This is a genomic window from Archangium sp. (assembly GCF_036388035.1).
Classification (GTDB): domain Bacteria; phylum Myxococcota; class Myxococcia; order Myxococcales; family Myxococcaceae; genus Archangium.
This window is the reverse complement of record NZ_DASVSO010000992.1, coordinates 1-12,989: the sequence shown is the minus strand read 5'-3', so window position 1 is coordinate 12,989 and position 12,989 is coordinate 1. Positions and strand designations below refer to the sequence as shown.

12 protein-coding genes are annotated in these 12,989 nt (G+C 67.9%); 4 read left to right on the top strand and 8 right to left on the bottom strand.

All coding sequences use genetic code 11. The annotated features are described in order from the left end of the window. Nucleotides 1–59: 59 nt before the first annotated feature. Nucleotides 60–575 (top strand): DUF1285 domain-containing protein, encoded by a 516-nt coding sequence (locus VF697_RS41080; protein WP_331103910.1) that lies wholly within the window; start codon nucleotides 60–62, stop codon nucleotides 573–575. On the opposite strand, the gene recA is transcribed toward VF697_RS41080, so the two are convergent. Together recA and VF697_RS41070 are read right to left on the bottom strand one after the other, a co-directional pair. Further along, a complete protein-coding gene (gene recA / locus VF697_RS41075; protein WP_331103908.1) occupies nucleotides 572–1,618 on the bottom strand; it encodes a recombinase RecA in 1,047 nt (348 codons plus the stop codon). The genes VF697_RS41080 and recA overlap by 4 nt on opposite strands. Before the next feature lie 434 nt (nucleotides 1,619–2,052). Next, entirely contained in the window at nucleotides 2,053–2,862 is an 810-nt protein-coding gene (locus VF697_RS41070) for a lysophospholipid acyltransferase family protein (protein ID WP_331103907.1), read from the bottom strand. A gap of 100 nt (nucleotides 2,863–2,962) precedes the next feature. Here VF697_RS41070 and VF697_RS41065 point away from each other — a divergent pair, with 100 nt between their 5' ends. Further along, the gene (locus VF697_RS41065; RefSeq protein ID WP_331103905.1) at nucleotides 2,963–4,303 is read left to right on the top strand and encodes an NAD(P)/FAD-dependent oxidoreductase; all 1,341 of its coding nucleotides are present in this window, start codon (nucleotides 2,963–2,965) and stop codon (nucleotides 4,301–4,303) included. Here the strand turns inward: VF697_RS41065 and VF697_RS41060 are convergent. Further along, nucleotides 4,251–5,885, bottom strand: a complete 1,635-nt coding sequence (locus VF697_RS41060) for a YifB family Mg chelatase-like AAA ATPase (RefSeq protein ID WP_331103903.1) — start codon at nucleotides 5,883–5,885, stop codon at nucleotides 4,251–4,253. The genes VF697_RS41065 and VF697_RS41060 overlap by 53 nt on opposite strands. Nucleotides 5,886–6,082: 197 nt before the next feature. Between VF697_RS41060 and VF697_RS41055 the strand changes: the two genes are divergently transcribed. Next, nucleotides 6,083–6,745 (top strand): hypothetical protein, encoded by a 663-nt coding sequence (locus VF697_RS41055; protein WP_331103900.1) that lies wholly within the window; start codon nucleotides 6,083–6,085, stop codon nucleotides 6,743–6,745. Here the strand turns inward: VF697_RS41055 and VF697_RS41050 are convergent. From VF697_RS41050 to VF697_RS41030, 5 genes are all read right to left on the bottom strand, one after another. Then, a complete protein-coding gene (locus tag VF697_RS41050; protein ID WP_331103898.1) occupies nucleotides 6,646–7,221 on the bottom strand; it encodes a DUF2378 family protein in 576 nt (191 codons plus the stop codon). The genes VF697_RS41055 and VF697_RS41050 overlap by 100 nt on opposite strands. Before the next feature lie 100 nt (nucleotides 7,222–7,321). Further along, nucleotides 7,322–7,822 (bottom strand): biopolymer transporter ExbD, encoded by a 501-nt coding sequence (locus tag VF697_RS41045; RefSeq protein WP_331103896.1) that lies wholly within the window; start codon nucleotides 7,820–7,822, stop codon nucleotides 7,322–7,324. Between the two features lie 2 nt (nucleotides 7,823–7,824). After that, nucleotides 7,825–8,250 (bottom strand): biopolymer transporter ExbD, encoded by a 426-nt coding sequence (locus VF697_RS41040; protein WP_331103894.1) that lies wholly within the window; start codon nucleotides 8,248–8,250, stop codon nucleotides 7,825–7,827. A 102-nt stretch (nucleotides 8,251–8,352) separates the two neighbouring features. Further along, the gene (locus VF697_RS41035) at nucleotides 8,353–9,048 is read right to left on the bottom strand and encodes a MotA/TolQ/ExbB proton channel family protein (RefSeq protein WP_331103892.1); all 696 of its coding nucleotides are present in this window, start codon (nucleotides 9,046–9,048) and stop codon (nucleotides 8,353–8,355) included. Between the two features lie 95 nt (nucleotides 9,049–9,143). Continuing rightward, a complete protein-coding gene (locus VF697_RS41030) occupies nucleotides 9,144–9,902 on the bottom strand; it encodes a TonB family protein (RefSeq protein ID WP_331103890.1) in 759 nt (252 codons plus the stop codon). Nucleotides 9,903–10,183: 281 nt separating this feature from the next. Between VF697_RS41030 and VF697_RS41025 the strand changes: the two genes are divergently transcribed. After that, the coding region (locus VF697_RS41025) for a TonB-dependent receptor (protein ID WP_331103888.1) at nucleotides 10,184–12,989 on the top strand (2,806 nt) is incomplete at its 3' end.

Here is a 12,989-nt window from a genome sequence, read left to right as displayed (position 1 = left end):
ATGTCCGGCACTGGTAGGCCCGGGCGCGTGGGCTTGACCCACCGCCCCCGGGCGAGCAGATACGACTCGTGACACAACCGCCCTCAGGACCCCCTCCCTTCGGCAAGCGCTGGCACACCCGCGAGGACAGTGGCATCCGCCTCGATGCGCGGCTGCGCTGGTGGCACGACGACGAGCCCATCGAGCACCCGCGCATCATCGAGCTCTTCAACACCTCGCTCGTCCTCGACGGCGAGGGCCGCTACCAGCTCCAGATTGGCAAGGACTGGTGCTACGTCCAGGTGGAGGACGCGGCCTACGAGGTGCGCACCGTGGACGTCACCGCGGACGAGCGGGTGTCCGTGCGCCTGAGCGACCGTACCGCCGAGGCGCTCGACCCGGCCACCCTCGCCGTGGGCCCTGACGGCGTCCTCACCTGCCAGGCGAAGGGCGGCCGGGCGAAGGCGCGCTTCTCCCGGGACGCCCAGTACCAGCTCGGCGAGTTGCTGGAGCAGGACGAGGGGGGCCACCTGTTCCTGCGCGTGGGACAGCATCGCCTCGCGGTACCGGTGTCGTTCGAGGCCCTCGGCGCCTAGGCCGTCGCCGTCGGAGCTTCCAGCTCGGCCGGGCTCGGCGCGGCGGGCACCGGGAGGGCCATCCCGACCAGCTCACGGGCGAGCGCCTCCAGCGTATCCGGGTGCTCGCGCAGCCACTCCGTGGCCCGCTCCCGGCCCTGGCCGATGCGCTCCCCGCGGAAGCTGAAGTGGCTGCCGGCCTTGTCCACCAGCCCCGACTGCACGCCCAGGTCCAGCACCTCGCCGGCGCGGTGGATGCCCACGCCGTACAGCAGGTCGAACTCCGCCTCCTGGAAGGGCGGGGCCACCTTGTTCTTCACCACCTTCACCTTCGCCCGAGTCCCCACCACGGCCTCGCCGTCCTTGAGGTTGCTCGTGCGGCGGATCTCCATGCGCACCGAGGAGTAGAACTTCAGTGCGTTGCCGCCCGTGGTCGTCTCCGGGTTGCCGAACACCACGCCGATCTTCATGCGAATCTGGTTGATGAAGATGATGCAGCACCCCGAGCGGCTCACCGCGCCCGTGAGCTTGCGCAGCGCCTGACTCATCAGCCGCGCCTGCACGCCCATGTGCGCGTCCCCCATCTCGCCCTCGATCTCCGCGCGCGGCACGAGCGCGGCCACCGAGTCCACCACGATGAGGTCCACCGCCCCCGAGCGCACGAGCTGCTCGGTGATCTCCAGCGCCTGCTCGCCGGTGTCCGGCTGGGAGATGAGCAGCTCCTCCACGCGCACGCCCAGCTTGCGCGCGTAGTTGACGTCCAGCGCATGCTCCGCGTCGATGAAGGCCGCCACGCCCCCCTGCGCCTGCACCTGCGCGATGGCGTGCAGGGTGAGCGTCGTCTTGCCCGAGGACTCGTTGCCGAAGATCTCCACCACACGCCCGCGCGGGTAGCCGCCCACCCCGAGCGCCCGATCCAACCCCACCGAGCCCGTGGGGATGACCGCCACCCGCTGCTCGCGCACCTCGCCGCCCAGAGGCATCACCGCTCCCTTGCCGAACTGCTTCTCGATCGCCGCCACCGCCGCCGCCACCGCCTTCAGCTTCTCCGTCAGCTTGTTCATCGTCGCTCCTCGCCGCCCTTCACATGAGTGGGGCTGCGCCTGGGGGCCGGGATGGCCCGGGCGCGCCGGGAGGAGCTTGAGCAACCGCCGTGCCGTGCGCGTCTCCCTCGGAGAGCGTGGAGCGGAGGCGTCTCGTTTCGCGCGAAGCGTCCCGCACGGTGGAGCGGTGGGGCGCGCCGCGGGCAGAGGACCCTCCGGGCTCGGTTTGGAGAAACCTGTCCAACAGTCGGACAGGTTTTTGAAAAGCGCGGCCGGGAGGCCCTGGCTCTCGAGGTCAGGGCCCCCGCCGGGCGCGGTTGCGAGCAACTTGTCCACTTAGTGGACAGGTTCGGCAAGAGCGCGACCGGGAGGTCGACGGTTTCGCAGGGGTCGCGGCTTGCGTGCGCGGAGTGGAACTGGTGGCGATGTCCGTCACCCCTGGAGGGACAGAGGGCTCAGGCCGGGGCGCCGGAACTGTCGGGCACGTTGAGACCCTTGGTACGTCCTGACGTGGTGGCGTCATCCGGAACGCCGCCCTCACCGCCGATGTCCCGGTGGAGCTGGATGATGATGTCGCGCACCTGGGTCACGAGGGCATCACGCGCCGCCCCTTTGAGTCCCGCGGTGGCGATGGGCTGGCCCACCTTCACCCGGATGGGGTGGCGCTTCAGGCGGATGCTGCCCTTGGGGAGCATCTCGCGTGTGCCCTCGACGGCGATGGGAATGATGGGGACTCCCGCCTCCACGGCCAGCGCGAAGGAGCCCTTCTTGAAGGGGAGGATGAGCCCATCCTTCGAGCGCGTGCCCTCGGGGAAGGCGAGGATGTTGGAGCCGGCGCGGATGCGCTCGCCGGCGAGCTTCAGGCCGCGGACGGCCTCGCGCGGGTTGGAGCGGTTGAGGAAGATCATCCCCGTGCCCGCCATGTACCAGCCGAGGAAGGGAACCCACTTGAGCACGTGCTTGGCGATGAAGCGGATGTTCACGGGAATCACCGCGAACGCCACGGGGATGTCGAAGCCGGACTGGTGATTCATCAAGAAGATGTGAGGCTTGCTCCAGTCGACATCTGGCAGGGGCTCGACGAGCAATGGCGAGCCGGTGATGCGCCAGTGCATGGGGGCCCAGAAGCGCCGCGCCATCATCAGGGGCACCTCCCCATTGAGCGTGAGGAGCGCCGTCAGCCCGGACACGGTAATCCAGAACACCAGCCACAGGATGAGGAAGACGGCCTGGAAGAGTGCGATGAGGGGGGACAGGAGCTTCATCAACTGGCCTTCTAGCTCGTGAAACCACCGTCGGGTACGGGGTAGACGCGCGGACGTCGATTCCGTTGAATGGGAGCCCACCGGGAGGAATTTCCTGAACATGACGACTCCACGCGACACGCTTCCCCACGTGGTCATCCTCGGTGGTGGTTTCGGCGGTCTGTACGCGGCGAGGTCGCTGCGAAAGGCGCCGGTGCGCGTCACCCTGGTGGACCGGCAGAACCACCATCTCTTCCAGCCGCTGCTGTATCAGGTGGCCACGGCCACCCTCAGCCCGGGGGAGATCGCCTCGCCAATCCGAGGCCTGCTGGGCAGGGAGGCGACGGTCCTGCTCGCCGAGGTGACGGGCGTGGACGTGGCCGGCAAGCGCGTGCTGCTGGCGGATGGCGAGCTGTCCTACGACTACCTCGTCGTCGCCACGGGAGCGACGCACTCCTACTTCGGCCACGATGAGTGGGCGAAGCACGCCCTGGGGCTGAAGACGATCGACGACGCGCTGGAGATCCGCCGCAAGGTGCTGCTGGCCTTCGAGATGGCCGAGCGCGAGCCCGACCCGGCCCGTCGCCGCGAGCTGCTCACGTTCGTCATCATCGGTGCGGGGCCCACGGGCGTGGAGATGGCCGGAGCGCTCGCGGAGATCTCCCGCCACACGCTGGCGAAGGACTTCCACAACATCGACCCCTCGCAGGCCCGCATCCTGCTCCTGGAGGGACTGCCGCGCGTGCTGCCCGTCTACCCGGAGGCGCTCTCGGAGAAGGCCCGGGGCTCGCTGGAGAAGCTGGGGGTGGAGGTCCGCACGAACACGCGGGTCACCCACATCGACGAGACCGGGGTGTTCATCGGCGAGGAGCGGATTGCGGCGAGGACCACCCTCTGGGCCGCGGGGGTGGCCGCCTCTCCGGTGGCGCGCTCGATGGGAGCGGAGCTGGACCGGGCGGGCCGCGTCAAGGTGGCGCCCGAGCTCACCCTGCCGGGCCGACAGGACGTCTTCGTCATTGGAGACCTGGCGCACTTCGTCCAGGACGGCAACCCCATCCCGGGGGTGGCCCCCGCGGCCATGCAGCAGGGCAAGCACGCCGCGAACAACATCCGCCGCCACCTGGCGGGCCAGCCGATGGCGCCCTTCCACTACTGGGACCGAGGCACCTACGCGGTCATCGGGCGAGGCAAGGCGGTGGGAGTGGCCTTCCAGCGCATCGAGTCCTCGGGCTTCAGCGCGTGGATGGCGTGGCTCGGCATCCACATCCTCTTCCTCATCGGCTTCCGTAGCAAGCTGGCCGTGCTGCTCGATTGGGCCTACTCGTTCCTCGCCTTCAAGCGCTCGGCGCGCCTCATCACCGGCCCGTTGCCGGAGCTGGTGCGGCCCACGCGGGGAGGGGAGGGCCCCGTCACGGGTCCTCGGGATGCAGGGAGCCCCGCGCGGGAGGCAGCAACCGGTTGAAGGCGTCCTGTCGGGCGGGCGGCCCGCCCTGGGTGTTGGTGTGCAGCCAGCCCCGGCGGTCCATCTGCCGGCAGTCGATGGCGAGGTGGATGTCCACGTCCTCGATGCGGTCGTGCCCTTCGAGGTCCGCCCGGGACAGCGCCAGCTTGAGGATGCGGTCGTGGGCGCGGGCGGACAGGCCGTATTGGAGCACGGCCCGCTCGAGCATCTTCTCGGCGCGCGGGGAGGGCTTGCAGTAGCGGCGCAGGAGTCGCGCGGGCATCTGCGCGTTGCAGTGCACGCCGGGCTCGTCCCGGAAGCGCGCCCGCTGACGCTCGCGGGCGGCCTCGACGCGCTCGCGGTAGTACGCGCTCGGTGGCTCCTCGCCGTCGTCGCGGGCGATGTGGTGGTACTCCACCGGGCGCGTCTGCAGGGTGATGTCGATGCGGTCCAGCAGGGGTCCGCTCACCCGGGAGTGGTAGTCGAAGATCCGGTGCTCCTTGCAGGTGCAGTTGCGCCCGGGGACGTTGAAGTAGCCGCACGGGCACGGGTTCATCGCCGCCACGAGCATCACCCGGCACGGGTAGGTGACATGCTGGGTGGCGCGCGCCAGGTGGATGGAGCCTTCCTCCAGGGGCTGACGCAGCACCTCCAGCACGTTCTTGCGGAACTCGGGCAGCTCGTCGAGGAAGAGCACCCCGTGGTGCGCGAGGGAGAGCTCTCCGGGCCTCGTGGCGGGGCCACCGCCCACCAGCCCCGCGTCGGAGATGGTGTGGTGAGGAGCGCGAAAAGGGCGCTCGCGCATCATCGACTGCTCGTCCCCCAGCAGTCCGAGCACGGAGTAGATCTTCGTCACCTCCAGCGCCTCGTCGAAGGTCATCGTGGGGAGGATGCCGGACAGTCGCCGGGCCAGCATCGTCTTGCCCGAGCCCGGAGGACCGCAGAGCAGGGCGTTGTGGCCTCCAGCGGCGGCCAGCTCCAGCGCCGTCTTCAGGTCCGCCTGGCCCCGGACATCGGACATGTCCAGCGGGGCCTGGCGCCCGCGCGAGAGAGCAGGGGAGGCATCTTCGCGGGCGAAGGGGACCAGGGGCTTCTCGCCAGTGAGGTGCTCCACCGCCTCGCGCAGGTGGTGGACGGCCAGTACGTGGATGCCCTCCACCAGCGCTGCCTCGGCCGCGTTCGCCGCCGGCACCATCACCCCGGAGTAGCCCCCGTCGCGCGCCGCTACCGCCAGCGGCAGCACGCCCTTGATGGGCTTCACCCACCCGTCCAGCGACAGCTCTCCGCCGAAGAGGTAGCGCCCCAGGGGCTCCTCCTCCATCAGCTTCGCCGCCGCCAGCACCCCCAGCGCGATGGGCAGCTCGAAGGCCGCGCCCTCCTTGCGGATGTCCGCTGGAGCCAGGTTCACGGTGATGCGCTTCTGCGGCAGCTCGAAGCCGCAGTTCTTCAGCGCGGAAACGACACGCACCTTGGACTCGCGCACCGCCCCCTCGGGGAGCCCCACGACGTTGAAATAAGGGAGCCCGAGGGCCATATCCACCTCGCACTCCACCACCACCGCGTCGATGCCCATCAACGCGCCCGACCGTACCCGCGCCAGCATGTCCCGCCCTCCGAATGGTCCTGGCGGTGCGAAGCAATGCGCGTACCGGCCCGCCCGTGAGGGGCCACCTCCTCCGGCGCGTCCCCCGGCGCGGATGGCACGTCCCACGGCGTGGAGCGGCTCCTCCGAGCCTGCTGGCTCGTACCGCAGGGTGGGAAGCGGACAGTCCGTGTGGAATTCAGCTATTCTGAGGGGCCATGGAACACTCCGCCCCGGCCCCGCACTCCGGAAACCCTCCCCGGCCGTCCCTCCACATCCGCCACGCCGATCTCAAGCGCAACGCGCGGATGAAGGTGACCTTCGCCATCTTCCGCTTCTGCCTCTACGGAATGGTGGGCCTGTCCTCGGAGATCTTCTTCTACAACCTGGTCCGCATCGCCCGGCACGTGCCGCTGCTCGAGGCGCTCTTCCGCTTCCAGTGGCGGGTGGACGACCGGCTGAACCTCAACGACATCTGGGACACGCCCGTGGTCACGGCGTACGGCCAGTGCTCGCTGTGGATGTTCCTCATCTACGGCGTGGCGTGCTTCTACTTCATCGAGTCCATCTACCGCCGGCTCTTCCGCCAGCACATGCTGCTGCGCGCGGGGCTCTACGGCCTCGCCATCCTCCTCTTCGAGGGCCTGAGCGGGGTGGTGCTGGAGAAGATGACGGGCTACCGCATCTGGTACTACGCGGACAGCGGCGCCATCCTCTGGGAGATGACGTCGCTCTACATCCTGCCCATCTGGATGGTGACGGGCCTGCTCGCCGAGTTCATCTACCGGGAGTTGATGGATCCGGACTTGGTGGCGGCCTTGGAGTCGCCCTTGCCGGGCACCCCCGAGGAGACGGAGGCCTCGCTCCAGCTGATGCAGTAGGTGCAGGCGTGGCCGTCATAGCCGGACAGGTCGACGCGGATGTTCTCCGCGCCGGCCGTCCGCAGGCCCGCGTGGATGATGCCCGCGGTGAACGTGGGCAGCGAGCCGACCTCGTTCATCCACAGCTCGAACTGGCGCGGGCCCAGCTCCTTCATGCGCGACTCGGTGTAGTTGTTGCCGGCCCGGAAGTTCTGCGTGGCCCGCATCAGCGCCCGCCGGGGGCCCAGCACGCGCAGCAGCGACAGCACGGCGCGCCCCAGCATCGTCTCGCGGAAGCCGTCGATGCAGACCTCACCCAGCTTGAAGGCCCCCATCTCCAGGGGCTCGCCCGGGTAGAGCTCCTCCGCCGTGATGCGGAGGAACTTCATCCACGCGTCGAAGGGGTAGGCGGGGCGGAGCTTCTGATCCAGGTCCAGCCCCACCTGCCGCAGACGCGCCTTGCAATGGGGGGGGAGGCGCCCGTGCAGAGCGCGCACAAAGACTGCTTCGATGGTCTGCTCAAAGACCAGGAGCTCGTCGGCCATAAGAAAATTACACTCTAGCCGACGAGCCCCTGAATGTGAACCGCGCTACGAATTATGGCGCGGGAGCGGGCGCGGGAGCCGGAACGGCCCCCGGATCGCCCGCCGGAGCCGCCTGGGCGGCCGCCGGGATGTCCTCGGTGGCCATGCCCAGCACGAAGGCGCCGGCCTGCTTGGCGCCGTCGAAGGCGGCCACGAGCTTGCCGTAGTTGGCCTGGTCGTTCGCCACGAAGAAGACGATGCGGTCCTCCTTCTTCTTGGCGGCCAGCATGCGGCGCAGCTTGTTGACGTACTCGTCCGGAGAGACGGGGTCCGTGTTGATGGAGAAGGTGCCGTCGGCGTCCAGCTTGACGATCAGCTGGCTGTTGTCCTGGGGCATCTCCTCGACGGGGGTTTCCTCGGTCTCCGGGATGCGCACCTCGATGTCCTTCTCGAGGAGCGGCGTGACGACCATGAAGATGATGAGGAGGACCAGCACCACGTCCACCAGCGGAGTGACGTTGATCTCCGAGTTGGGCGGGGTGGAGGCTTTGACGAACTTACGAGATCCGGCCATGGCTAGTTCTTCTGCTCCTCGACGCCGAGGAAGATCTTCTTGGCTTTCGCCTTGCGGGTGATCTCCATCACCTGGCGCACGTCGCCCACGGTGAGGGCGCTGTCGCCCTTGAGGAGGATCTTCTTGTTGGGCAGGTAGGCGAGGGTCTCGCGCAGCTTGCCTTCCAGACCCGTCGCGTCGAACTCATCCTGCTCCACGAACATCTTCTTGTCCGCGGTGACGGAGAGGATGACCGGGTCCGGATCGTTCGTCGAGCCCTTCTCCTCCTCCACCTTGTTGGCCTTGGGCAGGGTGACGGACTTCCCACGCTGGAGCATGGGCGTAATGACCATGAAGATGATGAGGAGAACGAGCACCACGTCCACCAGCGGCGTGACGTTGATGTCGCTCTTCGGGCCCCCTTGGGGACCACCTACTGCCATTCCCATGCGCGCACCTGATCCTGGAGAAGAGAGCGCCCGCCCGACGTGCCGTCCCCTCGAACAGGGGACCCGACACACGCCGAGGCGGGCTTGGATGCTCTCGGGTGATTAGCCCTGCGGAGAGGAGGCGTGCGCGTCGCCGCCCAGGTTGCGCGCGACGACGTCCAGGAACTCGTTGGACGACTCGGAGATGTCCACCGAACGCGCGTCCACCCAGCCCGACAGGAAGTTGTAGGCCATAACCGCCGGGATGGCCACGAGCAGACCGAAGGCGGTGGTGATGAGCGCCTCGGCGATACCGGCCGAGATGGTGCCCAGACCGCCCGAGCCCGCGGCGGCCATGAGCTGGAAGGCGTTCACGATACCCATCGTCGTGCCGAGCAGACCGACGAAGGGGGCCGTGGAGCCCACCGTGGCCAGGATGCCCAGGCCGCGCTTGAGGCTCTGCACCTCACGCTGCGCCTGACGCTCCAGCGCGCGCGCCACCGACTCCACCGCCACGTCCTTGTCCGACGGGCTGATGCGGTAGGCGGTCAGGCCCGAGCCGATGACGCGGCCCAGGTGACCGATCTCCTTGCCCATGTTGGTGTTGGCGGCCTGCGGCAGGTCGCCCTTGGCCAGGATGGCCCCCATCTTGGCGGCGAAGTTGCGCGAGTCCTTGCGCGTCTTACGGAAGACGAGGATGCGCTCCACCATCACCACCAGGGATGCGATGGACATGATCGCCAGCGCGAAGATGATGGAACGAGCGAACGGACCCGTGTGGTGCCAGATGCCTGCAAGCGAAAAGTCAGTGGTTTCCATGGTCGGGGGAGCGCTCCTCCTCGAGCGCGGTCGGGGTACGACAGTACGACAAACTGCGGAGCCCGTCTCCTGGGCCTGGCGAGGCAGGCTGGAGACTAGCGAGGCAGGCTCAGACGGATGTTGAAGGTGTAGTCGACTTGCACGGGCCGGCCCTGGAACGTCACGGGCTGGTAGCGCTGGGCGTAGAGGGACTCCAGCACGGCCTGATCCATGAAGGGCAGGGGCTTGATGATGCGGCAGCGCTCGACCTTGCCCTCGGTGGTGATGACGCACTTGACGATCATCAGACCCTGGACCTTGGCCTCCATGGCCTCGCGGGTGTACTGCGGCTGAGGACCGGACAGCTTCTCCGGGCGCGTCATGCCCGCGCCGAAGGGGAGCACGTCCGTGCCCGTACCGCCGACCTGGCCACCGAGCACGCCACCCACCACGCCACCCACCACGCCGCCGATCACGCCACCCTCGACGCCACCCTCGACACCCCCCTCCACCTCTTCCTCACTGGCCTCCTCTTCGGCGGCGTTCGGATCAGGCTCCACCTCGGGCGGCTTCTCCTGGGGGATCTCCTTGGGCTGGATGATGACGTCGGGCTTCTTCACCACCGGCTTCTTGGTGGGATTGGACTTCTTCTTCGCCGGGGGCGGAGGCGGCGGAGGCGGCGGCGCGGCCGCCAGCGGCGGCGCCATGGCCTGCTTGAAGGTCACCTCCACCTCCTTCTCCTTCTCCTGCGGAGGACGCGTGGAGAGCCAGATCGAGAAGGCGAAGACGCCCACGTGCAAGACGACCGAGATGAAGGCGCCCAGGCCGACGCGGGGCTTGGGGCCTTGCCCACGGTCAAGGACAGAGTCGAACATTGCGCGATGCTCCTGTACTCCGGTGGACACCCACCACATCCCGTCCGGATCGCAAAAGGCGAGCTACATTACAAAAACCTGGGACGGGTGCAAGTCACCCCACCCTGGAAGGCCACTTGCTTGGTCGCGCAATGCCCCACTAGTTGCCAAAAAGCAACGGGATATTGACAACTGGTGGACCTCCGCTATTTTCCCGGACCATTTTAGTTGCAGCGCAGCCCACCCTTGGAGGGGTTCTCAGCATGCAAGTAAGACGGATGCTCCGGGCAACCGGAGTGGTCGTGGTCGCGTCTCTGTCGTACGGGACCGCCGCGTATGCCGATAGCGTCATCGTCGGCCAGGTCGTGAGCGCAGAGTCGAAGAAGCCGGTTCAGGATGTGGTCGTCACGGCTACCTCGCCCAACCTTCAGGGCGAGCAGATCGTGGTGACGGACGCCCAGGGCCAGTACCGCATCCCCCAACTGCCGCCGGGTGTGTACACCCTGCGGTTCGACAAGGAGTCGTTCAAGCCGTTCTCGCGCTCGGAGGTCCAGCTGCGTCTGGACCGCACCATCCGCGTCAACGTGGAGATCCTGCCCGAGAGCTTCTCGACGGACATCGAGGTGGTGGCCAAGCCCCCGACCATCGACGTCGGTTCGACGAACACGGGCGTCAACGTCGATCAGGACTTCATCAAGCGCATCTCGGTGAACCGTCCGGGTGGCAAGTCCGGCGCGACCCGCTCCTTCGAGAGCCTCGCCGAGCTCGCCCCCGGCGCGCAGAGCGACACGTACGGCGTGTCCATCAACGGCACCACGTCGCCTGAGAACGGGTACGTGGTGGACGGTCTGTCCACGAACGACCCCGCCTTCGGCGTCAACGCCAGCCCCCTGAGCGTCGAGTTCGTGCAGGACGTCAACATCATCACCGGCGGCTACATGCCGGAGTACGGTCGCTCCACGGGCGGCGTGCTCAACGCGGTGACGAAGTCCGGCTCCAACGAGTTCCACGGCTCCGTCTACGGCACCGTCACCCCGGGCCTCCTCGAGGGTACCCGTAAGCAGGTGGTGAGCGCCCAGTCGGTGGTCAGCGGCCGCAACGCGCTGAACCTCATGGGCGACATTGGCGCCACCTTGGGCGGTCCGATCATCAAGGACAAGCTCTGGTTCTTCGCCGGTGTGGCTCCGTCCTACAGCCAGTACACCCACACGCGCACCCTCAACCGCTACCTCACCGAGACCTTCCAGCACCCGGGGACGGATGGCGTGCTGGGCAACGCGGACGACCAGACCCGCGCTCGCGTCCTCAAGGACGCGCAGGGGTTCAACCGCTACGAGACCATCCCGGGCTCCTCGCGGAACTTCAAGGTCCAGGGCCAGACCCTGCAGTACATGGGCAAGCTGACCTACCTCATCAACCAGGACCACAACGTGTCGGTGTCCATGGCGGGCACCCCGAGCGTGTCCGGTGGCCGGGGCGTGTTCTCGATCGACCCGCAGACCGGTGGCCTGCCGGGCACGGTCAACGGCGATCCGACCAGCGCCGCCTTCGCCAACACCGAGGAACTGGCGAGCTCCACGTCGGTGGCCCTGAAGTACGCGGGCGCCTTCGCGGACAAGAAGGTCCTCGTGGACGCGAACGTCGGCTGGTTCCACCAGGGCGTCTCCACGCTGCCTGCTGACGGCTCCAAGCTGGGCAGCAAGGACGGCATGGCGGGTCTGGCGCTGGTGCAGTACCGCTCGCGTCGCCCCATCTGGTACTACGAGCCCGACATCGCGAACATCCAGTCGCTGTGCGACGAGGGGGCTCCGAACAGCCCGTCCGGCACGGTGGCCTGCCCGACGACGAACTACTACGCCGGCGGTCCGGGCTTCATCAGCGAAGGCACGCTGGATCGTCTCCAGATGAACGCCAAGGGCACGTACCTGCTCGACCTGTTCGGCAGCCACGTGATCAAGGCGGGCGGTGACGTGGAGCTGCTCGGTTACAACCAGAGCAAGGCCATCTCCGGCCGCGTGAGCCTGCGCGAGGCCACCGACGGCTCGTACTGGCAGGACTACCGCCGCTACGGCTTCCAGGAGGGTCCGGACTCGGCGACGTCCGAGTTCCTCCAGCAGACCTCCACCACGAGCACCACGGTGGGCGGCTTCATCCAGGACAGCTACACGCTGGCCAACCGCGTGACGTTCAACGTGGGCGTGCGCTACGACACCCAGTTCCTGTACGGCGCCGACAAGAGCCTCGCCTTCGTGCTGGGCAACCAGGTCTCCCCGCGCCTCGGTGTGATCGTGGACCCGATGGCCAACGGCCGCATGAAGGTGTACGCGAACTTCGCTCGTTACTACGAGCAGGTGCCGCTCAACCTGCTGGACCGCCAGTTCCCTGGTGAGCGCCGCTACGTCGCCTACCGCAACCCGGGCGTCGGCGCGTGCGATCCGGCCACCATCGACACCGTCGAGGGCCAGACGCAGTGCCTCGTCGACCCGAACGGCGCGCCGGACAACCAGGAGGGCAACCTCCAGGAGGCCCACGCTCCGACCGACCTCAACCCGAGCTTCCTCCACGAGGGTGGCAAGGTTGACCGGTCGCCGGTGGACCCCGCCATCAAGGCCCAGTCCTCCGACGAGCTCCTCTTCGGCGCCGAGTACGAGCTGCTGGCCAACATCCGGCTGGGTGCGACGTACACGCGCCGCAACATGAACTCGGTCATCGAGGACATGAGCCGCGATGACGGCAACACGTACTTCCTGGGCAACCCGGGTGAGGGCTTCGCCAAGGAGTTCCCCAAGCCGGTTCGCAACTACGACGCGGTGTCGGTGTTCCTCAACCGCACGTTCAGCGACGGCTGGCTGGCCCAGGCCAGCTACACCTGGTCGCGCCTCGAGGGTAACTACCCCGGTCTCTTCCGCCCGGAGAACGCCCAGCTCGATCCGAACATCCTCTCGGACTTCGACCTGATCTCCCTGCTGAAGAACCGCTCGGGTCTGCTGCCCTACGACCGCACCCACGCGTTCAAGCTCTTCGGCGCCAAGGAGTTCAACTTCTCCAAGGATCTGACGGCGAGCCTCGGTCTGTCGTACCGCGGCAACTCCGGTACGCCCATCAGCG

Excerpts from the sequence above, each read along its gene's own strand:
- recA (WP_331103908.1), bottom strand. The coding sequence starts at position 1,618 with ATGAACAAGCTGACGGAGAAGCTGAAGGCGGTGGCGGCGGCGGTGGCG.
- VF697_RS41070 (WP_331103907.1), bottom strand. The coding sequence starts at position 2,862 with ATGAAGCTCCTGTCCCCCCTCATCGCACTCTTCCAGGCCGTCTTCCTC.
- VF697_RS41065 (WP_331103905.1), top strand. The coding sequence starts at position 2,963 with ATGACGACTCCACGCGACACGCTTCCCCACGTGGTCATCCTCGGTGGT.
- VF697_RS41060 (WP_331103903.1), bottom strand. The coding sequence starts at position 5,885 with ATGCTGGCGCGGGTACGGTCGGGCGCGTTGATGGGCATCGACGCGGTG.
- VF697_RS41055 (WP_331103900.1), top strand. The coding sequence starts at position 6,083 with ATGGAACACTCCGCCCCGGCCCCGCACTCCGGAAACCCTCCCCGGCCG.
- VF697_RS41045 (WP_331103896.1), bottom strand. The coding sequence starts at position 7,822 with ATGGCCGGATCTCGTAAGTTCGTCAAAGCCTCCACCCCGCCCAACTCG.
- VF697_RS41040 (WP_331103894.1), bottom strand. The coding sequence starts at position 8,250 with ATGGGAATGGCAGTAGGTGGTCCCCAAGGGGGCCCGAAGAGCGACATC.
- VF697_RS41035 (WP_331103892.1), bottom strand. The coding sequence starts at position 9,048 with ATGGAAACCACTGACTTTTCGCTTGCAGGCATCTGGCACCACACGGGT.
- VF697_RS41030 (WP_331103890.1), bottom strand. The coding sequence starts at position 9,902 with ATGTTCGACTCTGTCCTTGACCGTGGGCAAGGCCCCAAGCCCCGCGTC.